The following is a 22014-nucleotide window of genomic DNA, read 5'->3' as shown; positions in this document are numbered from 1 at the left end:
GAGCGCCTTTCCAAAACACACGGAGCATCTTCTCTGTAAGAGAAGGAGATCGTTTTTCCGATTGGCTCATGTTTTTTACAGATCAAACGAACTGCCTTTGGCGGGGTAGTGGATGTCGTGGAAACCGATTTCTTTTAATTTTTCGGTTAATGCTCCGGCGGCGTTCGGCTCGCCATGAACCAGAAACAGTTTTTGAATTGAGGATTGACTGGCCTGGGCATAACGTAGGAGCATATCTTGACCAGCATGGGCAGAGAACCCGTCAATCGCCACAACTTCGGCGCGACGGTCGAAAAGTTCGCCGAAGATGCGCACAACGGGGGCACCTTCAACCAACCGTCGCCCTAACGTATCCGGCGCTTGCCAAGAGACAATCACAATTGTGTTGCGCGGATTCTGGATGTTATGTTTGAGGTGATGGAGAATCCGCCCGGCTTCGGCCATTCCCGAGGCAGAGATGATGATCATCGGATCCATGCGGTCATTGAGAGCACGGGATTCCTCAACGGATTGGACATAATGTAATTGGGGGTAATTGAGCGCCGGGTGACCGCCACTTTGGACGAAAGCGCGGGTTTCTTCATCGAAGAGGTCGGTGAAGTGTTGGAAGATGCGGCTAGCTGCCACGGCCAGCGGACTATCCACGTAGATGGGCACGGGTGGAATTTCACCGGCTTGAAGCATGCGATTATAGCAATAGACCAGTTCCTGGGTGCGCCCGACTGCAAAGGCCGGGATGATTACCTTTCCTCCGCGCTTCAGGGTACGTACGGTAACCTCTCGTAAGCGCTCGTAGGCTTCCTCAGGGTCGTGATGCGGATGATCGCCGTAAGTACATTCCATCATCAGAAAATCGGCGGCTTCGGGTAGCACTGGATCGCGCAATAGTGGCAAACGTTCCCGCCCAATATCGCCCGAAAACCAAAGTCGGAAGCGGTGTCCTTGCTCTTCAATATCAAGCACAATGGCCGCTGATCCCAGGATATGTCCGGCGTCAACCAGGGTCGCCTGCACACCGGGTATGGGTTCAAAGGGTTGTTGATAAGGGATAGGGTGAAAAAGTGGTGTAACTTTTTCAGCATCGGCTACCGTATACAAGGGCTCTAGCGGTGGTTCACCGCGTTTACGGCGTTTTTTGTTGACATAGTTGACATCGGCCTCAAGGACATGGGCGGAATCGCGCACCATGATGTCGGCCAGGGCGGCAGTGGCTGGGGTGGTGTAGATTGGACCGGCATAGCCTTGCTTGACCAAGTTGGGCAGATTCCCGCTGTGATCAATGTGAGCATGAGAAAGGATTGCTGCCGAAATTTGGCGGGGATCAAACGCGAACGTCTGATTGCGGCGATAGGATTCTTCTCGTTTGCCTTGGTAAAGCCCACATTCTAGAAGTAAGGTATGGCTGTTGACTTCAAGCAAAAATTGGGCGCCGGTAACGGTTTGAGCAGCCCCCAAAAAATGGATGCGCATATCGGGCTCCTTTTGGGGTTGGAAAAGATAACTCAGGGTGAATCAAGGGTGGGCAAGGGCAAAATTGGCCTCTTGTAAAACACGCAAAATTTCCGTTCCAAAGCGTCGAAAACGCCAGGGGGTGGATTGCATGATTTGGGCTAAATCCTCAAGGCGGGTGGGGTTTTCGCGGGCAATGCGCTCCATAAGGTCACGAGGCAATATAATATCGGATTCGACGCCTAAGTGCCGCCCCAGTTGTTTACGCCACTGGCGTAAATGCTCCAGGCGGGCTAAAGCGGCCTCATCATGTATCCCATTACGGGGGCGCGGCGGGGGAGGGGCGGTAAGCGCCGCGCGGATGGTCTCGAGCAAACCTTCTTGGAATCGTGCCCGCTGTTTGGCATTCAGGAGTCCCAGCCGGGAAAGGTCTCTTGGATTCTGAGGCAGGGTGCGCGCCAGTTCAAGTAAGACCTCGTTGCTGAGAATTTTGAAATGCGGGAGATTAGCCTGCCGCGCCTGCTCGTCGCGATAGGCATATAAGGCGGCCAAGACAGCCATCTGTTGAGGAGTGAGGTTATAGCGCTGAGCCAGGTTCCAGTCCGGCCCACGGCTCAAATCGGTGTTAGGCGGGCTCACTTCGGTAAGACGGGTAAAATCTTCCTGGGCTAGTTCCCAGAGACCTTTTTGCTGTAAGGCAGTGGCTAAACGTTGACGCAATGGAATTAAGAAGTGGGTATCGTGGCGGGCGTACTCCAACATGGCCGGCGATAGAGGGCGTTGAGACCAGTCGGCGCGTTGATAGTGTTTTTCCAGTTGGAGCCCGAATTCCTGTTTGAGCAGATTGGCTAATCCAACTTCGCTCCGCCCCAGGATGCGCGCTGCATGCATGGTATCGAAGATGTTGCGGAAGATAAAACCAAAATCGCGCTTAAGGCAGATGAGATCGTATTCGGCGGCATGAAAAATTTTCTCAATTCGTTCCGAGGCAAACAGCGGGCCGAGGGCGGAAAGATCTCTCAGGCACAATGGGTCCACAAGATAATCGGCTGATGGGGTTGAAAACTGGATCAGACAAACCTGTTCCTGATAAGCGTAAAGACTGTTGGATTCAGTGTCTACGGCCACCTGAGAATACGTTGAGAGGTCTTCAGCCAGGTCTTGGAGGGCTTTGGAAGAATCTACCCAAATAAGTGGTGTGGCATCAACGGCCATGATCAGGATTATAGCAGAAGGATGGACGGGCAGGAAGTACTTGCTCGGCTTAGGGGGGGATTTGCCCTTCTCTGGGCTGAACAGCGTTGAAAAAGTTGTGATATATTATTTTCAACACGCGGAGGGTATATGAAAGAGCGAATTCTGATTATCGAAGATGATGAAGCCATTCAGCGTATTCTCAAACGTGCACTGACCTATGAGGGTTATGTGGTAGAAGCGGCTCTGGATGGAGAGAGCGGTCTCAGGCTCTTCCGCGAGTCGCGCCCTGACTTGGTGGTTTTGGATTGGATGCTGCCGGGCATTGATGGCCTGGAAGTGTGTCAGCGCTTACGTGCGGCCAGCAAAGTGCCGATCTTGATGTTAACGGCCAAGGACACCGTACAGGATCGGGTGCAGGGCTTGGATGCCGGTGCAGATGATTACATTGTCAAGCCCTTCCAGGTAGAAGAATTTTTGGCCCGGGTGCGGGCGCTCTTGCGGCGCACCGAGGCTGAGCGGGCGCCCGTTTTGAAATTTGCGGACCTCGAATTAGACACACGCACCCGGCAAGCTCGCCGCGGGCAGCGGGTGATTCCATTGACGGCGCGCGAATTTGACCTCTTAGAATTGTTCATGCGCCACCCCCGTCAGGTATTGACGCGAGAGATGATCTTTGATCGCATCTGGGGATATGATTTCAGTGGCGAGAGCAATGTCCTGGATGTCTATATTCGTTATCTGAGACAAAAACTGGAAGCCGAAGGTGAACCCCGCTTGATCCATACCCTGCGCAGCGTGGGTTACGTTCTGCGCGAAACTGAAGAATAAATGTCCCTACGGTTTCGGCTTACCCTTCTCTACACCTCACTTTTAGGGGGTGTCTTGCTCGTTATTGGGGGATTGGTCTATGTGTTGGTCAGTCAGACGCTGCTCGGGGAAGTGGATGCGCGACTGGCGCGAGCGGCAACCCAACTCATCAGCCGTTTGCGCGTCAATGTGGCAAATCAGTTTGATCAGCACACGGTAATCGGTTTTCAACCCCTGGAGAACTTGTTTTTTCAAGTTTGGGATGCGGAAGGGCAACTCCAAATCTCTCGCCCCTCTGGCTTGTTACAGCCGCTGGATCCGGTAGGTTTGGATTATGGACGGCCGGTCTATCGCTCTATCTCGAGTGGTGAGATTCATTTGCGTGTGCTCTCGGTGCCCCTGCGGAGTAACCGCGGCCCGGTGGGGGTACTTCAGGTAGCGTTAAGTTTAGACCTGTTGCTGGTTGCCCAACGCACGCTGGCGACACTGTTGGTGACCATGTTCGTTCTAGCCGTGATCATTGTGGGTATGGGGACTTGGTTGGGCACCGGCTATATATTGGCGCCGCTGCGGGTGGTAACCGAGGCGGCGTTACAGATCACGCGGGCGGATGACCTCTCGCGACGCATCCCCCTGGCGGGGCAAGAAACCGATGTGGAGTTTCGGCAACTGATCACAGCATTTAACACAACCTTGGAACGCCTGGAAAGTCTCTTCCATGCCCAACGGCGCTTCCTGGCCGATGTGAGCCATGAACTGCGTACTCCGCTCACGGTCATTAAAGGTGAACTTGGGCTGATGCGTTTGACCGGGACGGTGGAACCCGAATCAGTGGAAGCCATTGAGCAGGAAGTCGATCGTCTAACGCGTCTGGTGGGTGATCTCTTGCTGATGGCCCAGGCTGAAGCCGGTTCTCTGGCCCTGGACCGCCAACCTGTGGCTCTGGACAACCTGGTGCTGGAAGTTTACCAGCGGATGCAACACCTGGTAAAAAACGGACGTTCGCTGGATATTGCAGAAATTGAACCCATTACTTTTATTGGTGATAAAGATCGCCTTAAGCAAGTCTTGATCAATTTGGTGGGCAATGCCATCAAATATACGCTGGCCGGGGGTGAAGTGCGGTTAGGACTGCGGCGTGTGGGCAATGATATTCAGATTAGCGTAAGCGATAGCGGCCCGGGCATCCCTGAGGAAGATTTACCCCATATCTTTGAACGCTTTTATCGCGGGCGGAGTCAGAACGGCGAAAATGCGCCTTTTGGCTATGGGTTGGGTCTGGCGATTGCGCAGCGCATCGTCCAGAGTCACGGGGGGTGGATCGAGGTTCAATCCCGCCTGGGGCAAGGGACCACGTTCATTGTTCATTTACCTGCTGAAGGGCTGGCCCAAAATGGCGTCGAGCCCGATCCACCTTGAGGTTGTCGGGCTCGCGCCAGGAGGAGAAGGTAGGGGTTATAGGAGGGTGCGCGGGTGATCTTCACTGCCACGGGCAGGGCGGGCGTTCAGACTATGGTAGGTGGGTTCAGGGCGTGAGGGGTTGACGGTGGGGGTGGGCCGTGATGTCAGGTTGGCAGCCGGTGTGGGGCGCGGGGCGAAGGTTGAGGTGGCAACGGTAGGGCTGGTACTTGCAATGGGGCGTGTGCGGCGCAGGGGGGTGCGCAGCATGGGTTGATCTCCAGTTGAGAAGAGGCGTTCACCAGCGACGGAAAGCGTCCCAATGATGAGGATGCGAATCACCCATACCATTATGGCAACGAAGATGGGCACAACCGTGATCAGTGTGTCTCGATCAATGACGGAAGTGCTGGCCGGGGTATGGGAGACGATGGCCATGGAGACGCCCCACCAGGTTAGCAGAGCGTTGAACGTAGCGGCCAACAACCATGCCCCGAAGAGATACCAGACTTCTTTTGGCTCATAGGCTCCCTGCTCTGGGGTAAAGAGGCGGGCAATTCCGGCAAAATCAATGCCACAAAAGGCGAGGGCTAGAATGGTAGACCATTGGATGCCGGCGAAGGAAAGGTCACCCAATAGATCGCGTAGGGCGTAATCGGTGGTGCTGTAGTTGAAAATCTCAAAGGCCAGCAGTGCGGTGAGGATGATGATACCGAAGACAAAACCCGGGTGCAGACGTAAGCGCGTGATCAGGTTTGAAAACCACTGACTAGGGGAAAGAGATTGAGTATCCATGAGGTTCTCCTTTTTCTTTCGGCAGGAGTCGTAAATAACAGAGTTGTCTCGATTATAGAAAATATGTTCTATAATGTCAAGCGCCATAGGTGGGTTGAAAACAGAAAAAAGCACAATATATAGGGGTGATAGGGCGGGCCACGCCGGAGGATAGAAGGTTTGATTGTGATCGAAGCAAAGGGCCATATCATGATGCAGATGGGGTCTAGTTGAGCCGGATTGGGTTAAAATCGGGAACAAACCTTACTGGGAGTTGGCAGGATGAATCTCCAACCTGGCTTGAGTCACGAATTCAGCATCCTGGTTCAGGAGTCCGACACGACTCGCGCTTTAGGTGATGATACGCTTCCGGTTGTATTAAGCACACCGCGTCTGGTGGCTTACCTGGAACACGCCGCCCATCACACCGCGCTTCCGCACCTGGCAGAAGGGCAGACTAGCGTTGGAACCTTGGTGAATGTGCGTCATCTGGCGGCTACCCCGTTAGGGATGCGGGTGCGGTTTCGAGCAGAGTTAGTCGCTGTTGAGGGGCGACGCCTACGGTTTCGTGTTGAAGCCTGGGATGAGGTGGAAAAAGTCGCCGAGGGCGAGCACGAACGGTTTATTATTGACCGTGCCCGTTTTGAAGAGCGCCTGGTGCAGAAGCAAGCCATACAGAAATAAAAAATCGGGGCAGACGCACTGAGGTTATTACGGTGTCTGCCCCGCTGAGGATGGGATGATAAGCCGCTCAACCTTGGGGAAAGCGCTGATAGCGTTGGACGTAGGCCACAATTCCCCCGGCTTCCAGGATTTGGCGGAAGAAAGGCGGGGGCGGTGGAAGTTGCCATAGGTTATCCCGGACTTTGAGTTGCCAGGTTTGCGGGTCCAGGCTGGCTGGGTCACCATCCTGTACCGCGGCGACGATGTCGGGGGCTTCAAAAAGGGGCAAACCCAGGTTAATAGCGTTACGGAAGAAGATGCGGGCAAAAGAGACTGCAATGATGGCGGCAATCCCGCGTTTCTTCAGCGCTTCCGCGGCATATTCCCGTGAAGAACCACAGCCGAAGTTACGTCCGGCAACAATAATATCACCGACCTGGGCGTGAGCGGCGAACTCGGGACGTGCCTCGATAAACGCGGCTGTAGCCAGATCAGCGTTGGGCCGCATATAAGGGGCATATCGTCCGGGAACGATTTGATCCGTATCCACGTTATCACCGAATTTCCAAATGCGAGTCATGGGAATTCCTCCGTAGGAGCAAAGTGGTTCAGTCTAAGGTGGCGGGGTCAGTGATGTAGCCGGTGATCGCAGACGCTGCCGCAACTGCGGGAGAAGCCAGAAAGATGCGCGCCTCCGGCGCCCCCATCCGCCCGCGGAAATTGCGGTTTCCAGTAGAGAGGCAGATATCGTCCTCACCCAGGACGCCATGATGACGCCCCATGCAGGGACCGCAACCGGGCGTGGTTAATACAGCACCGGCCTCAATCAGCGTTTGAAGGCTGCCATCAGCCGCGGCACGAGTTAGGGCTTGCTGTGAGGCCGGAGTAACGATGAACCGCACCCCGGGTGCCACGCGCCGCCCGCGCAAGATCCGTGCTGCAGTAGCCAAATCTTCGTATCGTCCATTGGTGCACGTGCCTAAAAAGACCACGCTGATGCGCTGGCCGTGGATCTCGTTGAGATCCACGACGTTTTCTACCGTATGGGGTAATGCAATCTGCGGCGGTAAATCTTCCAGGTTGAGGGTGATGGTGCGGGAATAATGAGCCTTCTCATCCACGGTGAGCCATTCCGGGATGGGAAAATCGGCGCCCAGGCTGAGATCGGGGGGAAACAGCCCGGCTTTTGCACCCACCTCTACCGCCATGCTGGCCAAGGTCTGGCGTTCGGCCAGGCTCATCCAGGGGGCGCTATGATACTCCACCGCCATGTAGTTGGCACCATCCAATCCGATCTCGCGGCAGAGGCGCAACGCCAGGTCTTTGGCTTCCACCCATGGGCGGAAGCGCCCCTGCAAGATCACACGCAGGGTCTCGGGCACCCGCAGCCAGGTTTGGCCGGTAGCCCAGGCCAGGGCGATATCGGTTGAACCCATGCCACAGCCAAAAGCACCCACGGCGCCGTAAGCCGTGGAATGGGAGTCCGAGCCAATGACCACCTTTCCAGGTGTGGCAATACGTTCCTCTACCAACACTTGGTGGCAGATTCCGCGTCCAACTTCAAAGAGGCGAATGCCTTGCTCGGCGGCAAAGCGACGCACCCGATTCTGATCATTGGCGATGCTTACGGTTGCGGCAGGCACCACGTGATCCATGGTAAAGACCAGTTGTTGGGGGTCGGCCACGCGGGTGGCGCCTAACTGTTCGTGAAAGATTTTGAGGATAGAGGGGGTCAGCGAATCATGGGACATCACCACGTCTGGACGGATGACGACAAAATCACCTGCTCGGACGGGGTGTCCGGCGGCATGAGAGAGAATCTTTTCGCTCAGGGTTGGGCTCATGCAACACCTCCAGGAGTGAGTAAGGTAGGGTTCGATTCCAGGTTATGGTAATGGGCTTGCCACAACATGCGATCCACTTCATCCAGGGTCAGGGCCTGCACATCAGCCAGGGCTTTGATTTGGCGGGTGATCTCGCGAATTTGCTCATCGCTAAGGCTAACCCCGAGTTGCTCGGCACGGTGACGGATGGCATTCCACCCGGTCAGGCGGTGGGCAACGTGGATGTAACGGGTGAGACCAAAATCCTCCGGGCGTAGGACTTCGTAGGTGCTGGGATCGTTGAGCACGGCTTTAGCATGAATGCCAGCTTTATGCGTGAATGCGGCAAACCCGGTGATGTAGTTGTTGAAGGGAATATCCACGCCGACGATTTCGGCCACCCGCCGATCTAGATGAACCAGCAGAGGTAGGTTGTATTTGGCAACTAAATGTGGGTTGGTTCCGTAGAGGCGGGCAATCAAGCCCCCTAGGGGGGTGATGCCATTGCGTTCGCCAATGCCCAGCACGCTGGTATCCACATGGGTTGCACCGGCTTCCAGGGCAGCGTAGGCGTTGGCAATGGCGCACCCGGTATCGTTGTGCCCGTGAAATTCGATATCGGCCCGGATGCGCTGGCGTAAGGCTGAGACTAAGGCATAAATCTGATGGGGCGTGCCGATGCCAATTGTGTCGGCGATGCCGACCCGGTGCACGCCCATCTGATCTACTGCCTCATAAATGCGGAAGAGATCGGCAGGATCACTGCGCAGGCTGTCCTCGGTGCTAAAGCGCATTTCTACGCCCTGCGTGCTTAAGAAAGCCAGCACCTCTTGAGCGCGTTCGATAATCTCGTCAATGGTGAGATGATGGCTGAACTGACGCAACTTGGAGGAGGTACCGATAACCAGATCCACCCCTTGAACCCCAGTATCCACGGCGCGCTTAGCATCTTCGAGGTTGCAACGGACATGGGTGAGTACCTTGGCGTTGAGCCCCAGGCGAGCGAGCATCTGGCAGTCTTTTTCGCTTTGGGGAGAGGCGAGCGGGGTCGTTACCTCGATGTATTCAACCCCAAACGCGTCGAGCATTTGCGCAATTTCGATCTTTTGTTCTGGGGTGAAAAAGGCATTGACAAATTGCTCGCCTTCGCGTAGAGTGGAATCAATGATAAAGAAATGTTCTAAACTCATGTCCGACCTCCTCGGGTTGAAAAGGATATAAAAAACCACCTCACCGGTGTCTGGTGAGGTGGTTTTCTGAGCCTAATGATTGAGCAAGCAGAACCCGCCAGACTACCGGTGGGGTGTCCGTTGGATCTTCTTGCTCTTCTTCAATTCGGAGATCACAGCAGGAATTGCGATGCTCATGATTGGGCGCGATTATAGGGAATAGTGCCGGTTTTGTCAAGAATTTAACCTTAAAAAATCCAAAAAAGCCCTTGACAGTCAAAGGACTGCGTAGTAAATTTATGCCCAATGTTTAGCCAGATGTTCTTCACCCTGCCACGTTCCCGTCGTCCAAAGCCCACCTCCGCGCGGGAAGGCGGGGTTTTGTTGTTTGGTTAAACGTAATCGTTGAATCCTAACACCAGCCCGAAAGAAAGAGACCCCTCCTTCCCGCTAAGGAGGGGTCTTATTTTATATATCTCAGGAGGACGTGATGGTAAAAGCGCAAGTTAATCGAGTCGTGCTGGCCTATTCAGGGGGATTGGATACCTCGGTGATTGTGCCCTGGCTGCGTGAGAATTATGGCTGCGAGGTGGTCTGCTTCACGGCGGACATTGGTCAGGGTGAGGAGTTAGAAGGTTTAGAGGAAAAGGCATTGCGTAGCGGGGCCAGCCGTTTGATCATCCGTGATCTCAAAGAGGAATTTGCGCGCGATTACCTGTTCCGTGTGTTGCGGGCTGGGGCGATTTATGAGCGTAAGTATTTGCTGGGCACTTCGATTGCGCGCCCGCTAATTGCTAAACACCAGGTGGATGTGGCACACGAGGTGGGAGCAGATGCCGTAGCACACGGTGCTACCGGTAAAGGCAATGACCAGGTACGGTTTGAACTGACTTACATGGCGTTAGACCCACGTCTGAAAGTGATTGCGCCCTGGCGCGAATGGGAGATTCGCTCGCGCCAGGATGCCATTCGCTATGCCCGCGAGCGCAATATCCCTGTGACGGCGACGGAAAAATCCATCTACAGCCGCGACCGCAACCTGTGGCATCTTTCTCATGAGGGCGGCCCACTGGAAGACCCCTGGAATGAGCCGGAAGAGGGAATGTATCTCATTTCTACCTCACCTGAAAGCGCGCCGGACGAGCCAGAATACATCGAGATTTCGTTTGAATCCGGCACGCCGGTGGCAGTTAACGGCGTCAGTATGTCGCCGGCACAGATCATCCATCACCTCAACGCGGTGGGCGGACATCATGGCATCGGGCGGGTAGATTTGGTGGAAAGCCGCCTGGTGGGTATGAAATCACGCGGGGTTTATGAGACCCCTGGCGGCACGATCTTAATGGCAGCCCATCGCGAACTGGAATCCCTGGTTTTGGATCGGGATACGCTGCACTTCAAAGACTTGGTGGCGCTCAAATACGCCGAACTGGTTTACAGTGGGATGTGGTTCTCCCCCTTGCGCGAAGCCTTGGATGCCTTTGTGGATAGCACCCAAGGCCCGGTGACGGGCACGGTGCGTCTCAAACTCTATAAAGGCAACATTATTGTCGCTGGCCGCACCAGTCCCTTCAGCCTCTACCGCGAGGATTTTGCCACCTTTGGGCAGGATGATGTGTATAACCAGTCGGATGCCAAAGGGTTCATCAACTTGTTTGGCCTACCTCTCAAGGTGCGTGCGTTAAACGGCTTGCCGGTCTCCGGATTGGAAATGCCCAGACCGGATTACAGCCGCTTCAAACGGGATTAAGGCGTTGACTAGGAGGGCTTTGACCAATGGAAGGATCCTCTGCTTCTGCACCGCTATGGGTGGGGCGTTTTGAACAACCGATGGATGCGGCAGCCTGGGCGTTAAATGCCTCAGTGGATGTGGATCGTCGCTTGGCATTGGAAGATGTGCGGGTCAACCAAGCCTGGGCAGAAGCACTGCATGAAGCAGGGGTGTTGAGTGCGGCGGAGCGCGACGCCATTGTGGCTGGTCTGGGAGCGATTGCCCACGAGTTTCAAACCGAGACGTTTGTCTTCCAGTCCAGCGATGAAGACATTCACACTGCAGTTGAACGGCGCCTGCGCGAGTTGGTGGGGCCGCTGGGGGGCAAGATCGCCACCGGGCGCAGTCGCAATGACCTGGTGGCAACCGATTTTCGCCTCTGGCTGATGGGGCAGTTACCGCATCTGGAAGAAGACCTTATCCAGGTGCAAATGGCTCTGCTGACCCAGGCGGAGGCTAGTGGCGACATCTACCTGCCAGGTTATACCCACCTACAGCGCGCCCAACCGGTTCTGCTTGCCCACTGGTGGCTGGCTTTTTTTTGGATGTTGGAGCGAGATCGGCAGCGCCTGGGTGATCTCTATCCACGGGTGGCAGTGATGCCGATGGGGGCGGGGGCATTGGCCGGTGCGGGCTTCCCAATTGATCGTGAGAAACTGGCACAGCGTCTGGGCTTCCTCGCCATCAGCCAGAACAGCCTCGATGCCGTGGCGGATCGGGATTTTGCGGCGGAGTTTCTTTTTGCCGCTGCCATGTTGGGTGTGCATTTCAGTCAGTTGGCTGAAATGGTTGTGCTATTTTCCAGCCAGGAATTCGGCTTCTTGGAGTTGCCCGATACGTTTGCCACCGGTTCTAGCCTGATGCCGCAGAAGAAGAATCCGGACATTTTTGAGCTCACCCGGGCAAAGGCGGGGATCTTGCTGGGGCATCTGACAGCTCTCATGACGGTGCTAAAAGGGCTTCCGCTGGCCTATAACAAAGACCTGCAGGAAGATAAGGGCCAGGTGTTTGCAGCGATGGATACCCTGTTGGCTCTATTGCCAGTGCTGGCGGTGGCCCTGCGTGCAATGAACGTCAATGCTAATCGTGTGCGAGCGGCGGTAAGCGCTGAACTGATGACCACCGATTTGGCTGACTACCTGGTGGAGCAAGGGCTGCCTTTCCGTGAGGCCCATGCGGTGGTGGGACGAGTGGTGCGAGAGGCGCTGGCTTTGGGTTGCCCAATCACTGAATTGAGCGAGCAGGCCCTACAGGCTATCCATCCTCTGTTGACCCGAAGCACGCTGGCGATACTCGATCCCGTCCAAAGTTTGGCCCGTCGCAACCTGAGCGGCGGCAGCGGCCCTCAGGCAGTGGAAGCCCAATTACAAGCCGCTCGAGTAGTCTTAAACCAGCGACATGTGCCCATTTTGCGTGAGAATGTGCGGTCAATCCGCACTTCTGGAACATTAAAAGGGTTATAAATTTTCAAACAGGAGGTAAACGATGATGTCCACACATTGTCCTGAATGCGAAGCCGTGATTGAAGTCAATGAGGATGTGCAATTAGGTGAGATCCTAGTTTGCCCGGATTGTGGTGTGGATTTGGAGGTGACTGCGCTGGAGCCGTTCACCCTGGATCTGGCGCCGATGGAAGCGGAAGATTGGGGTGAATGAACCCGATTATCCTGGTGGTTAAGAGGTGTACCGATGAACCATCGTTTGCGGATTGGTGTGCTTTATTCGCGCCTACGGGTGGAGGAAAAGTGGATTTTCGCCGCCTTAGAACAGCGCGGTGTGGATTATGAACGCTTGGATGATCGTTTCGTCCACTTTGACCTGAATAACCCCGGCCCATGGCTGCAGTACGATGCCATCTTGGAGCGTAGCATCAGCTACGCACGTGGGCTATATGCCCTGCGCGTGCTCAACGCCTGGGGCATTCCAACCGTAAATACGGCCGCCGTGGCTGAGGTGTGCGGTGATAAACTGGCCACGACGGCTGCCCTGACGCGTGCTGGCATCCCACAGCCACGCACCGTTGTGGCGTTCACGGCGGAGGCCGCTCTGGAGGCGATTGAGCAGTTGGGGTATCCGGTGGTGCTCAAACCTGTGGTTGGTTCATGGGGACGCCTGCTTTCGAAAATCAATGATCGGGATGCTGCCGAGGCCATCTTAGAACACAAAGAGGTACTAGGGTCTTATCAGCACCAGATTTTCTATATCCAAGAATATATTGAAAAACCGGGGCGAGACATCCGTGCGTTTGTCTTGGGTGATCGCACCGTAGCGGCGATTTACCGCAAATCCGAGCACTGGATTACCAACACCGCCCGCGGTGGGCAGGGTGAGGTGTGCCCGATCACCTCGGAATTGGAAGATCTCTGCGGCCGTGCCGCCGCGGCGGTTGGCGGTGGTGTGCTTGCCATTGATATCCTGGAACACCCGGAGCGTGGATTGCTGGTTAATGAGATTAATCACACCATGGAGTTTCACACCACCGTGCCCACGACCGGCGTGGATATTCCGGGCATGATCGTGGACTACGTCCTGGCTGTGGCTCGCCAGCGCACGGGGGTGCCGATATGATCCGTGCTGCCATTGTTGGTGCATCCGGTTACGCCGGTGGTGAGGTGTTGCGGTTACTCCTGGATCACCCTGAGGTTGAGGTGGTGCAGGTAACCTCGCGCCGTCACTTGGGCGAATATGTCTATCAGGTGCATCCCAACCTGCGCAAGCGCACCACGCTCAAGTTCAGTGACCCGGCTCAACTGGAAAGCGTAGATGTGCTCTTCCTTGCCCTGCCGCATGGGGAAGCCCAGCATCAGATTGACCGGTTAGCCGGTTTGGCGACCTATATCATTGACCTTTCCGCCGATTTTCGCCTCAAGCGTGCGGAAGATTATGAACGCTGGTATGGTGCACCTCATGCAGCGCCGCACTGGCTGGGGCGTTTTGTCTATGGGTTGCCGGAACTTCATCGCGATGAACTGCGGAGCGCCCGTTATGCCAGCGGGGTGGGATGTAATGCCACTGCCGCTAACTTGGCGTTATGGCCCTTGGTGCAGGCGGATTTATTGGATTCTTCTTGCCCGGTGGTCGTTGAGATCAAGGTAGGATCCTCAGAAAGCGGTGCCGAGGGCAACGTGGGTAGTCATCACCCGGAGCGCAGTGGGGTCATTCGCACTTTTTCGCCCTTTGGGCACCGCCATACCGCTGAGGTGATTCAGGAGATGGGGCTGGATAATGTGGTGCTAACGATGACGGCTGTGGATTTGGTGCGTGGCGCATTAGCCACGGCACATGCGCAAGTCAAGCCCGGGGTTACCCAGCGCGATTTATGGCGGGCTTACCGTGCGGTGGTAAATGAAAATCCATTTTTGCGCCTGGTCAAGGAGCAACGCGGCATTTATCGGGTGCCGGAGCCCAAAATCCTGGCCGGCTCGAACTACGCTGACCTGGGTTTTGAACTGGATGAACGCACCGGGCATGTGGTTTCGATTTGTGCTCTGGATAACCTGATGAAAGGCGCTGCGGGTTCGGCGGTGCAGTGCATGAATCTAATGCTGGGTTGGGATGAAACCATGGGGTTAACCTTCCCGGGTTTGCATCCGATTTAGTGTTTGCCGAAGGAGGTTGAAGACGTGGATAGTAATGGGCATCTGCAAACCCTGGTGGTTAAGCTTGGGGGTACCGAAGGAGTTGATTTTGCGGCCATTTGCCAGGATGTGGTGACGTTGCAGCGCGAGGGCTGGCGAATGGTCCTAGTGCATGGCGGATCGGCAGAGGCGAATGCACTGGGTGAGACACTGGGGCATCCACCGCGTTTTGTCACGTCGCCCTCAGGGTTTACCTCGCGTTACACTGACCGCAAAACGCTGGAGATCTTTGCCGCCGCCGTCAATGGGCGGGTGAACACGCTGTTGGTCGAGCAGTTGCAGGCACTGGGAATCAATGCCTTGGGGCTGAGCGGGTTAGATGGGCGATTGTTGGTTGCACGCCGCAAGGAAGCGATCCGGATTATTGAGAACGGGCGGCAAAAAATCTTGCGTGATGATTACACCGGCACCATAGAAACGGTTAACGTCGCCCTACTGCGCCTTTTGCTCACAGAGGGGTATGTACCGGTTGTAGCCCCCTTGGCGCTCAGCCTGCAGGGTGAGGCGTTGAATGTGGATGCCGACCGCGCCGCGGCGATGATCGCGGCGGCTTTGCAGGCGGCAACGCTGGTACTGTTGACAGGGGCGCCGGGGTTGTTGCGCGCGTTTCCGGATGAGTCGTCTCTAATCCCTCGTTTGACCCTGGCCGAGATGGAGCGAGCCTTAGGATACGCGGAGGGACGGATGAAGAAAAAAGTTCTGGGTGCCCAAGAGGCACTGCGTGGTGGGGTGGGGCGCGTGATTATCGCCGACGGGCGGTATAACCAACCGTTATTAAAAGCTTTGCAAGGTGGAGGCACCTGGATTACCCCCTAAATAAGCATGTTGAAGGAGAAAGCGATGAGCACATTGACTATAAGCACGACCCAAGCCGTTGAGGCCCGCCATACCTCGGGTCTTTATAACAAACAACCTATTACCTTGGTGCGGGGTGAGGGGGCATGGTTATGGGACGAACAGGGACGGAATTATATTGACTGCACCAGCGGGCAGGGGGTGGCCAATCTGGGGCACGGGCGGATTGAAATTGCGCGTGCCATTGCCGAGCAGGCCCAGCGCTTGATCACCTGTCCGGAGACCTTTTATAACGATCAGCGCGCGGCCCTGATGGAGGAACTGACGGCACTTACACCAGGGTTGGATCGGGTGTTCTTCTGCAACTCGGGCACCGAATCTGTAGAGGCTGCAATTAAATTCAGCCGCTATAGTACCGGTCGCAAGCAGATCATCGCGACCATGCGCGGATTTCACGGGCGGACGATGGGTGCGCTTTCGGCGACTTGGAACAAGAAGTACCGTGAACCTTTTGAACCGTTGGTGCCCGGTTTTATCCATGTCCCCTACAACAACCTTGAGGCGCTGCAGGCGGCTATCAGTGAGGAAACGGCCGCTGTAATCCTGGAGGTGGTGCAGGGCGAAGGTGGGGTTTATCCTGGTGACCCAGAATATTTACGGGGTGTTCAGGCCCTCTGCCGTGAGCGTGGTGCTTTGCTCATCATTGATGAAGTACAAACTGGCTTTGGTCGTACCGGGCGTATGTTTGCCTATCAGCACTATGACTTGCAACCCGATTTGCTCTGTGTGGCCAAGTCTTTAGCTGGGGGGTTGCCGATGGGTGCTGTACTGATGGGGGAACGGGTGCGGGCGCTCAGCCCCGGGTTACACGGCTCGACCTTTGGCGGCAACCCGCTGGCCTGCGCAGCAGCGCGGGCAGCACTACGAATCCTGAAACGTGAGGATCTGCCAGCCCAGGCGGCGCGCAAAGGGGCTTATTTTATGGAACGCTTACGCCAAATCCGATCTCCTCTCATTCGCGAAATCCGCGGCTTGGGGTTGATGATCGGCGTAGAACTGAAACAGAAGGTCGCCCCATTTCTGGCACTGATGCAGGAACGCGGCATTCTGGCACTTTCTGCCGGATTAAATGTGATCCGTTTTTTGCCCCCTCTGGTCATTCGCGAAGCCCAGCTGGACCGCGTTGCCGAGACGTTGGAAGAAGTACTGGCGCTGGAACCGGTCGCCGCTGAGGAGGCAGGGGAGAATGGTCGCTGATCTTTCTTGGCGTGCGCCTGGCCTGGACACGTTGGTGGGGCTTTTGGAGCGCTACAGCCCAACCGGTGCGGAATCTGAAGCAGCGTCTTGGCTGGTCGAACGCATGCGCACCCTTGGGTTCAGCGCCGCCACCGTGGATGAAATCGGCAACGTGATGGGTTGGATCGGCGAAGGCCGGTATCAAGTAATGTTGTTAGGGCACATTGATACCGTCCCGGGTGAGATTCCGATCCGCCTGGAAGACGGTCGCCTTTATGGCCGCGGCGCGGTGGATGCCAAGGGACCATTGGCGGCATTTGTGGATGCCGTAGCCCGCGTAGGCGAGATGCCGGGGATACAGTGGATAGTGATCGGTGCCGTGGGTGAAGAAGGCGATTCGCGCGGTGCGCGCTATTTGCTCCCCCACTATCGGCCTCACCTACTCATCATTGGCGAGCCGAGTGGTTGGGAGCGTCTGACCTTGGGTTACAAGGGCAGTGCTTGGGTTCAGATCACGGCTCGGCGCACCCTTGCCCATACCGCGGCGCCGGTTGAAAGCGCTTGCGAAGCCGCAGTGGACATTTGGGCGTGCCTGAAGCAGCGGGTGCTGGCCTTTAACCAAGGCCGAGAGGGGGCATTTGACCAACTATTGGTCACCTTGCGGCGGATGGAATCGGGTTCAGATGGTTTTGAAGAATGGGCCCGTGTGCAGGTTGGTTTACGCCTTCCACCGGAGTTGGGGTTGCCGGCTCTGGATAAGATGTTAAAAGAAGTTACCGATGGTGCAACTTATGTGATTGAGGATTTTATTCCCGCTTATCGGGCAGAGAAAAATACCCCCCTGGTACGGGCGTTTTTAGCCGCCATACGCGCGCAAGGGGGCAAGCCATCGTTTACGCTCAAATCGGGCACCTCAGACATGAATCTGGCGGCGCCTGCGTGGGGTTGTCCAACCCTGGCATATGGGCCGGGGGATTCCAGCCTCGATCACACGCCGCGGGAACACATCCTGGTTGAGGAATACCTAAAAGCCGTAGATGTTCTTACCGACGCTTTGCGCGGTCTTGCTTTATCCCATTTGTCACTCCGGGAATAACTTCGCATAGATTTCGGGCGCAAAGCGCTGAACCATCTCGGCGGAGAGGCTGTTCGTTTTGCAAATCTCGGCATATAAATCCACACTAGGGCGGCGAATGCGGCGCTGGGTTTCAACCTCCAGCCCCCACAGGCCGAAGCGCTGCGTCCAACCGCGTTCCCATTCGAAGTTATCCACCAGCGACCAGTGAAAATACCCCTTGATTTGCCAGTTGAAATTAACGGCGCGCCAGACCTGATGAAGGTGCTGGATCAAATAGCGGGGGCGCAGATCGTCATCGGCATCTTCGACCCCGTTTTCGGTGATGATAATGGGTAACCCATAACGCTTTGCCCAGGCCAATCCCTCATAGATGCCCTCCGGGACGTTAGCCAGGAAGCCGGTATCGCTTAATTCCGCCTCTTGGGGGTAATGAGCGGTGTATAAGAAACCGGTCTTGGAGAAGGGGTTGAATGAGATCAGGTCGCGTGAATAATAATTGAGACCAAAGAAATCCTGGGTCTTCGCTGCGGCCGGAATCTCGGTGCGAAAGGTGGCAAAGCGCAGCTTGCCGTGGGTGATGGCTTCGGGGAAGGCGGCGTTAAAGCCCTGGTGGAGGAAATTGGTTATCCAGGTGTCGAGGGGAAACCACGGGCGCGCGGGACGAAAACTGCGATAATTCAGGGCGATGCCCACCCGTGCTGTCTTTTGAATGCGATGAATGGCCTGATACGCCGCGGCGTGACCTTTAACCAGATTGACCAGCACCTGAAATGCTGTGCGCAGATCGTTTTTGCCGGGCGGAAAACCGCCGCCCAGATAACCGCCATAAACATAAACGTTTGGTTCGTTGATGGTAACCCACAACGAAACGTAATCTTTCAGCGCTTCGACAACTTTTGCTACATAGCGTTCGAAGTAACGCGGAGCTTCTTCATTTTCCCAGCCCCCTTGCTCATATAACCAGATGGGATCAGTGAAGTGGTGAAGGGTGACCAGTGAAGTCATATTACGCTGATAAAGCCCGCGGATCATCTCACGATAGTAATCGAGCGCATCTTCATCCCAGCGCTCCGGAGTGGGTTGAATTCGACTCCACTCGATGGAAAGACGGTGGGCATTTTGCCCGGTTTCTGCCGCGCGGTCGAAATCCTCACGCCAGCGCCCACCCCACCAATCGCAGGCTAATCCTGAGCGATGTCCATGAAGGATGCGTCCAGGTTCATTCTCCCATAGATACCAGTTGTTGTTGGTGTTGTTCCCTTCCACTTGATGGGAGGAAGTAGCGGTGCCCCAAAGAAATCCGGTGGGGAAGTAGTAAGTTGCGCTTGGTGGCATGACAGGTTACTCCAGGTTTCAGGGTTATCAGCTGAGATTATTATATCCTGACCGCAGATGGGTGGGCTTCGTTTATAATACCCATGATCATGGATGATATCCTCAGTGCTACAGTTGGACGCCTGCTACGCCAGCGCGGTTTATACCTGGTAACCGCTGAATCATGCACTGGCGGTTTGTTGGGCCACCTTATTACGAATGTGCCCGGATCGTCGGACTATTTTCTGGGCGGGGTGGTTGCCTATGCCGATTCGGCCAAGCAGGCTTTGCTGGGTGTACGGGCTGAGACATTGGCGCGGTTTGGCGCGGTGAGCCGCGAGACAGTCCTTGAAATGGCACGTGGTGTGCGCGAACGTCTCTGCCCGCCTGGTGAAAATATGGCGCGCTTGATCGGTGTGGCCATCAGTGGCATTGCCGGTCCTGGCGGTGGCACAGCGGAGAAACCGGTTGGATTTACTTGGATTGCTTTGAGCACCCCAGAAGGAGATGGGGCATGCTCGTATCAGTGGAGTGGTCAACGGCTGCAGAACAAACACGCCTCAGCGGAGCAAGCCCTGCGCCTGGTATTGGCTTATTTGGAGGGGCATGGCTTACCGACGGGTTGAGGTGATTTTACGGACGCAAGGCGAACGTCAACTCCCATGGATGGTTGTTCAACAGGGACAGGTCTATCCCATTACCGAGTGGGGTCGGGCGTGGGTGGATTGGGACGGCGAACATTACCTGATTCACCTTGGGGATAGGGTCTGCGAATTATGGCATAACACGGCTGAAGCGGCGTGGTATTTAAGGCATCTGACCAAACCGATACAACCGGCCTAAAGGAGGAGATCCCGTGGGCGAATCCAAACGGATCCTAATTCTGACCGCTGATGCGGGTTTTGGACATCGCAGCGCGGCCAATGCGGTTGCCGCTGCCCTCCAGGAACGTTATGGGGATCAATGTGAAGTGCATATCCTAAATCCGTTGGAGGATAAGCGTGTCCCGTTTGTGTTGCGCGAGAGTCAGGCCGATTATGACATTCTAGTGCGCAGGGCGCCCGAACTTTATCGGCTGGGGTTTGAGGTTTCGGATGCCACGTTGCCCAGCGTGGTAGTCGAAGGGGCGTTGACGGTAATGCTCTTCGAGGTGCTGTGGGATGTGGTGCATGACTATCGTCCGGACGCAATTCTGACCACTTACCCCCTTTATCAAGCACCGCTAACGGCGGTTTTTACGATCTCACGGCGTTTTATCCCTCTTTTGACGGTCATCACGGATCTCGTAACTGTGCATCGTTTGTGGTTTCATGATCGTGTGGATTATTGCTTGGTGCCTACACAGGCGGTTTATGATCTGGCGTTGGAATACGGTTTAACGCCGCAAAAAGTGCGCCTTACCGGTATCCCGGTTCATCCCCGCTTTGCCCAGGAAACGCGTCCCAAAGCCGAGATCCGCCGTGAGTTGGGCTGGCAGCCTGACTTATTTACGGTGATGGCGGTGGGTAGTCGGCGCGTTGCTGGGCTTACAGATATACTCCACGTGCTGAATCACTTTGGCGCTCCCCTGCAGGTGGTAGTTGTTGCGGGGAAGGACGAGGAACTCTACACCGAATTGCAGCGGGTTGAATGGCACGTGTCGGCGTTTCTATATCTATACACGACTGAGATGCCCGCTTTCATGCATGCAGCCGATTTGTTAATCTCCAAGGCCGGTGGGTTAACCGTCACCGAAGCCCTAGCCAGCGGCCTGCCTATGATATTAATTGACGTCATCCCTGGTCAGGAGACCGGAAACATGCAGTATGTGGTGCAAAATGGAGCGGGGGATTGGGCTGAACATCCCCTTCAATTTCTGGAAGTCTTAGCCCATCTTCTACACCATGACCGTGCTTTGTTGCGTCAACGTGCCGAAAATGCCAGGCGCCTAGGACGACCCCGGGCGGCTTATGACGTGGCCGAGCTGGTATGGGAGGCAGCACAAACTGGGCCGGTGCGCAAAGCAGGAAACCGGTTAACAGGACGGCGGTCATTGCTTGATCTGTTGCGGCGCAATCAGGTTCATTGGAACGAGGTCACAGAGGTGGAGGGAGTCGAATGACTCGGGCAGATGCTGTGGTCATTATCTCGGCCCAAACGGAATGGGAGGTGGTAAGGGACGTCTATACGACTTTAGAAACTATGAAGAGCCCTTTTGGTGAGTTCGGTGAGACTGTTATTGAGGATTTCAAGGTGATCTTGATGCACGGGGGATGGGGAAAGATTGCGGCATCAGCCTCGGCCCAATACGCACTTGATCGGTGGCGACCCCGTTTGCTGATTAACCTGGGCACATGTGGCGGGATTGCCGGGCAGGTGCAAAAAGGGGAAATCCTCTTAGTGGAACAGACGGTAGTTTACGATATCTGCGAGCGGATGGGTGATCCCCAAGAAGCGCTGGATTTCTACACCACCTATATAGATCTTTCTTGGGTAGGAGACGCACTGCCGGCACCGGTGCGTCGGGTGCGCCTTCTCTCTGCGGACCACGACCTGGATCCTGGGGAAGTGCCGATATTGCGAGAGCGTTTTCAGGCCGTAGCGGTGGACTGGGAAAGTGGTGCCATTGCCTGGGTGGCGGTGCGTAATCATTGCCCTTGCCTAATCTTGCGTGGTGTCAGCGATTTGGTAGATGAGACGCGCGGCGAGGCCTACGTGGCTCTTTCCGTGTTTCAACATGGTGCAGAGGCCGTAATGCGCACGTTGCTCTCTGCGCTCCCGGCATGGCTTTCTCTGGGGCTGAAGGCGCAAATGTCAAAGCCGCTCTGATCTTAGACCTCTGTTATATCGTGACAATTTTCACTATATTTTAGTGCAGGTTGTCTATAGATTGGGTCTGAGGTCAATGATATACTGGGCAAAT

General features: G+C 55.6%; 22 protein-coding genes. 15 read left to right on the top strand and 7 right to left on the bottom strand.

What is annotated here, in order from left to right:
• Positions 1 to 75: 75 nt before the first annotated feature.
• Complete coding sequence (locus AC01YT_RS06695) at positions 76 to 1470, bottom strand: MBL fold metallo-hydrolase RNA specificity domain-containing protein (RefSeq protein ID WP_476673876.1); 1395 nt, start codon at positions 1468 to 1470, stop codon at positions 76 to 78.
• Between the two features lie 42 nt (positions 1471 to 1512).
• On the bottom strand, positions 1513 to 2664 hold the full coding sequence (locus AC01YT_RS06690) for a ribonuclease D (RefSeq protein ID WP_476673874.1): 1152 nt from the start codon (positions 2662 to 2664) through the stop codon (positions 1513 to 1515).
• Positions 2665 to 2793: 129 nt separating this feature from the next.
• Between AC01YT_RS06690 and AC01YT_RS06685 the strand changes: the two genes are divergently transcribed.
• Both AC01YT_RS06685 and AC01YT_RS06680 read left to right on the top strand, forming a co-directional pair.
• Positions 2794 to 3474, top strand: coding sequence for a response regulator transcription factor (locus AC01YT_RS06685; RefSeq protein WP_476673872.1), 681 nt, complete (start codon positions 2794 to 2796; stop codon positions 3472 to 3474).
• Positions 3475 to 4872, top strand: a complete 1398-nt coding sequence (locus AC01YT_RS06680; RefSeq protein ID WP_476673870.1) for a sensor histidine kinase — start codon at positions 3475 to 3477, stop codon at positions 4870 to 4872.
• 36 nt (positions 4873 to 4908) lie between these two features.
• Here the strand turns inward: AC01YT_RS06680 and AC01YT_RS06675 are convergent, their stop codons facing one another.
• Complete coding sequence (locus tag AC01YT_RS06675; RefSeq protein WP_476673868.1) at positions 4909 to 5646, bottom strand: hypothetical protein; 738 nt, start codon at positions 5644 to 5646, stop codon at positions 4909 to 4911.
• A gap of 261 nt (positions 5647 to 5907) precedes the next feature.
• On the opposite strand from AC01YT_RS06675, the gene AC01YT_RS06670 reads away from it, so the two are divergent.
• Positions 5908 to 6309, top strand: coding sequence for a thioesterase family protein (locus AC01YT_RS06670; RefSeq protein WP_476673866.1), 402 nt, complete (start codon positions 5908 to 5910; stop codon positions 6307 to 6309).
• A 67-nt stretch (positions 6310 to 6376) separates the two neighbouring features.
• Here the strand turns inward: AC01YT_RS06670 and AC01YT_RS06665 are convergent, their stop codons facing one another.
• Genes AC01YT_RS06665 through lysS form a run of 3 tightly spaced genes read right to left on the bottom strand, consistent with a single transcriptional unit; the run spans position 6377 to position 9301 of the window.
• Positions 6377 to 6868: a 3-isopropylmalate dehydratase small subunit gene (locus AC01YT_RS06665; protein WP_476673864.1), complete on the bottom strand. Its 492-nt coding sequence runs from the start codon at positions 6866 to 6868 to the stop codon at positions 6377 to 6379.
• 28 nt (positions 6869 to 6896) lie between these two features.
• Complete coding sequence (locus AC01YT_RS06660; protein WP_476673862.1) at positions 6897 to 8132, bottom strand: 3-isopropylmalate dehydratase large subunit; 1236 nt, start codon at positions 8130 to 8132, stop codon at positions 6897 to 6899.
• A complete protein-coding gene (lysS, locus tag AC01YT_RS06655) occupies positions 8129 to 9301 on the bottom strand; it encodes a homocitrate synthase (RefSeq protein ID WP_476673860.1) in 1173 nt (390 codons plus the stop codon). The genes AC01YT_RS06660 and lysS overlap by 4 nt, the downstream gene beginning before the upstream one ends.
• Before the next feature lie 469 nt (positions 9302 to 9770).
• On the opposite strand from lysS, the gene AC01YT_RS06650 reads away from it, so the two are divergent.
• Genes AC01YT_RS06650 through AC01YT_RS06615 form a run of 8 tightly spaced genes read left to right on the top strand, consistent with a single transcriptional unit; the run spans position 9771 to position 17816 of the window.
• Positions 9771 to 11030 (top strand): argininosuccinate synthase, encoded by a 1260-nt coding sequence (locus AC01YT_RS06650; protein WP_476673858.1) that lies wholly within the window; start codon positions 9771 to 9773, stop codon positions 11028 to 11030.
• Between the two features lie 26 nt (positions 11031 to 11056).
• Positions 11057 to 12514 (top strand): argininosuccinate lyase, encoded by a 1458-nt coding sequence (argH, locus tag AC01YT_RS06645; protein WP_476673856.1) that lies wholly within the window; start codon positions 11057 to 11059, stop codon positions 12512 to 12514.
• A 22-nt stretch (positions 12515 to 12536) separates the two neighbouring features.
• Positions 12537 to 12707: a lysine biosynthesis protein LysW gene (gene lysW / locus AC01YT_RS06640; RefSeq protein WP_315624508.1), complete on the top strand. Its 171-nt coding sequence runs from the start codon at positions 12537 to 12539 to the stop codon at positions 12705 to 12707.
• Between the two features lie 45 nt (positions 12708 to 12752).
• On the top strand, positions 12753 to 13619 hold the full coding sequence (gene lysX / locus AC01YT_RS06635; protein ID WP_476673892.1) for a lysine biosynthesis protein LysX: 867 nt from the start codon (positions 12753 to 12755) through the stop codon (positions 13617 to 13619).
• Positions 13616 to 14650, top strand: a complete 1035-nt coding sequence (gene argC, locus AC01YT_RS06630) for an N-acetyl-gamma-glutamyl-phosphate reductase (protein WP_476673854.1) — start codon at positions 13616 to 13618, stop codon at positions 14648 to 14650. The genes lysX and argC overlap by 4 nt, the downstream gene beginning before the upstream one ends.
• A 24-nt stretch (positions 14651 to 14674) precedes the next feature.
• Positions 14675 to 15505: a [LysW]-aminoadipate kinase gene (locus AC01YT_RS06625; protein ID WP_476673852.1), complete on the top strand. Its 831-nt coding sequence runs from the start codon at positions 14675 to 14677 to the stop codon at positions 15503 to 15505.
• A 24-nt stretch (positions 15506 to 15529) separates the two neighbouring features.
• Positions 15530 to 16741: an aspartate aminotransferase family protein gene (locus AC01YT_RS06620; RefSeq protein WP_476673850.1), complete on the top strand. Its 1212-nt coding sequence runs from the start codon at positions 15530 to 15532 to the stop codon at positions 16739 to 16741.
• Entirely contained in the window at positions 16731 to 17816 is a 1086-nt protein-coding gene (locus AC01YT_RS06615) for a [LysW]-lysine hydrolase (RefSeq protein ID WP_476673848.1), read from the top strand. The genes AC01YT_RS06620 and AC01YT_RS06615 overlap by 11 nt, the downstream gene beginning before the upstream one ends.
• Here the strand turns inward: AC01YT_RS06615 and AC01YT_RS06610 are convergent.
• On the bottom strand, positions 17802 to 19133 hold the full coding sequence (locus AC01YT_RS06610; RefSeq protein ID WP_476673846.1) for a glycoside hydrolase family 1 protein: 1332 nt from the start codon (positions 19131 to 19133) through the stop codon (positions 17802 to 17804). The genes AC01YT_RS06615 and AC01YT_RS06610 overlap by 15 nt on opposite strands.
• An 89-nt stretch (positions 19134 to 19222) precedes the next feature.
• Between AC01YT_RS06610 and AC01YT_RS06605 the strand changes: the two genes are divergently transcribed.
• The 4 genes from AC01YT_RS06605 to AC01YT_RS06590 are packed head-to-tail and all read left to right on the top strand — an operon-like array spanning position 19223 to position 21920.
• Entirely contained in the window at positions 19223 to 19738 is a 516-nt protein-coding gene (locus tag AC01YT_RS06605; RefSeq protein ID WP_476673844.1) for a CinA family protein, read from the top strand.
• On the top strand, positions 19719 to 19955 hold the full coding sequence (locus tag AC01YT_RS06600; protein WP_476673842.1) for a hypothetical protein: 237 nt from the start codon (positions 19719 to 19721) through the stop codon (positions 19953 to 19955). The genes AC01YT_RS06605 and AC01YT_RS06600 overlap by 20 nt, the downstream gene beginning before the upstream one ends.
• A gap of 13 nt (positions 19956 to 19968) precedes the next feature.
• A complete protein-coding gene (locus AC01YT_RS06595; protein WP_476673840.1) occupies positions 19969 to 21213 on the top strand; it encodes an MGDG synthase family glycosyltransferase in 1245 nt (414 codons plus the stop codon).
• Complete coding sequence (locus AC01YT_RS06590) at positions 21210 to 21920, top strand: 5'-methylthioadenosine/S-adenosylhomocysteine nucleosidase family protein (RefSeq protein WP_476673838.1); 711 nt, start codon at positions 21210 to 21212, stop codon at positions 21918 to 21920. Before AC01YT_RS06595 ends, AC01YT_RS06590 begins: the two co-directional genes overlap by 4 nt.
• Positions 21921 to 22014: the final 94 nt, after the last annotated feature.

The sequence above is a fragment of the Thermanaerothrix sp. genome, assembly GCF_056331585.1.
The sequence above is the reverse complement of the archived record's forward strand: the minus strand, read 5'-3'. Positions and strand labels throughout refer to the sequence as shown.

What these genes read in the sequence shown, in the direction of transcription:
- argC (WP_476673854.1), top strand. Translation starts at nt 13,616, where the DNA reads ATGATCCGTGCTGCCATTGTTGGTGCATCCGGTTACGCCGGTGGTGAG.
- AC01YT_RS06615 (WP_476673848.1), top strand. Translation starts at nt 16,731, where the DNA reads ATGGTCGCTGATCTTTCTTGGCGTGCGCCTGGCCTGGACACGTTGGTG.
- lysW (WP_315624508.1), top strand. Translation starts at nt 12,537, where the DNA reads ATGATGTCCACACATTGTCCTGAATGCGAAGCCGTGATTGAAGTCAAT.
- AC01YT_RS06660 (WP_476673862.1), bottom strand. Translation starts at nt 8,132, where the DNA reads ATGAGCCCAACCCTGAGCGAAAAGATTCTCTCTCATGCCGCCGGACAC.
- AC01YT_RS06695 (WP_476673876.1), bottom strand. Translation starts at nt 1,470, where the DNA reads ATGCGCATCCATTTTTTGGGGGCTGCTCAAACCGTTACCGGCGCCCAA.
- AC01YT_RS06610 (WP_476673846.1), bottom strand. Translation starts at nt 19,133, where the DNA reads ATGCCACCAAGCGCAACTTACTACTTCCCCACCGGATTTCTTTGGGGC.
- AC01YT_RS06680 (WP_476673870.1), top strand. Translation starts at nt 3,475, where the DNA reads ATGTCCCTACGGTTTCGGCTTACCCTTCTCTACACCTCACTTTTAGGG.
- AC01YT_RS06650 (WP_476673858.1), top strand. Translation starts at nt 9,771, where the DNA reads ATGGTAAAAGCGCAAGTTAATCGAGTCGTGCTGGCCTATTCAGGGGGA.
- lysS (WP_476673860.1), bottom strand. Translation starts at nt 9,301, where the DNA reads ATGAGTTTAGAACATTTCTTTATCATTGATTCCACTCTACGCGAAGGC.
- AC01YT_RS06590 (WP_476673838.1), top strand. Translation starts at nt 21,210, where the DNA reads ATGACTCGGGCAGATGCTGTGGTCATTATCTCGGCCCAAACGGAATGG.
- AC01YT_RS06690 (WP_476673874.1), bottom strand. Translation starts at nt 2,664, where the DNA reads ATGGCCGTTGATGCCACACCACTTATTTGGGTAGATTCTTCCAAAGCC.
- AC01YT_RS06600 (WP_476673842.1), top strand. Translation starts at nt 19,719, where the DNA reads ATGGCTTACCGACGGGTTGAGGTGATTTTACGGACGCAAGGCGAACGT.
- argH (WP_476673856.1), top strand. Translation starts at nt 11,057, where the DNA reads ATGGAAGGATCCTCTGCTTCTGCACCGCTATGGGTGGGGCGTTTTGAA.
- AC01YT_RS06670 (WP_476673866.1), top strand. Translation starts at nt 5,908, where the DNA reads ATGAATCTCCAACCTGGCTTGAGTCACGAATTCAGCATCCTGGTTCAG.
- AC01YT_RS06665 (WP_476673864.1), bottom strand. Translation starts at nt 6,868, where the DNA reads ATGACTCGCATTTGGAAATTCGGTGATAACGTGGATACGGATCAAATC.
- AC01YT_RS06675 (WP_476673868.1), bottom strand. Translation starts at nt 5,646, where the DNA reads ATGGATACTCAATCTCTTTCCCCTAGTCAGTGGTTTTCAAACCTGATC.
- AC01YT_RS06685 (WP_476673872.1), top strand. Translation starts at nt 2,794, where the DNA reads ATGAAAGAGCGAATTCTGATTATCGAAGATGATGAAGCCATTCAGCGT.
- AC01YT_RS06605 (WP_476673844.1), top strand. Translation starts at nt 19,223, where the DNA reads ATGGATGATATCCTCAGTGCTACAGTTGGACGCCTGCTACGCCAGCGC.
- AC01YT_RS06620 (WP_476673850.1), top strand. Translation starts at nt 15,530, where the DNA reads ATGAGCACATTGACTATAAGCACGACCCAAGCCGTTGAGGCCCGCCAT.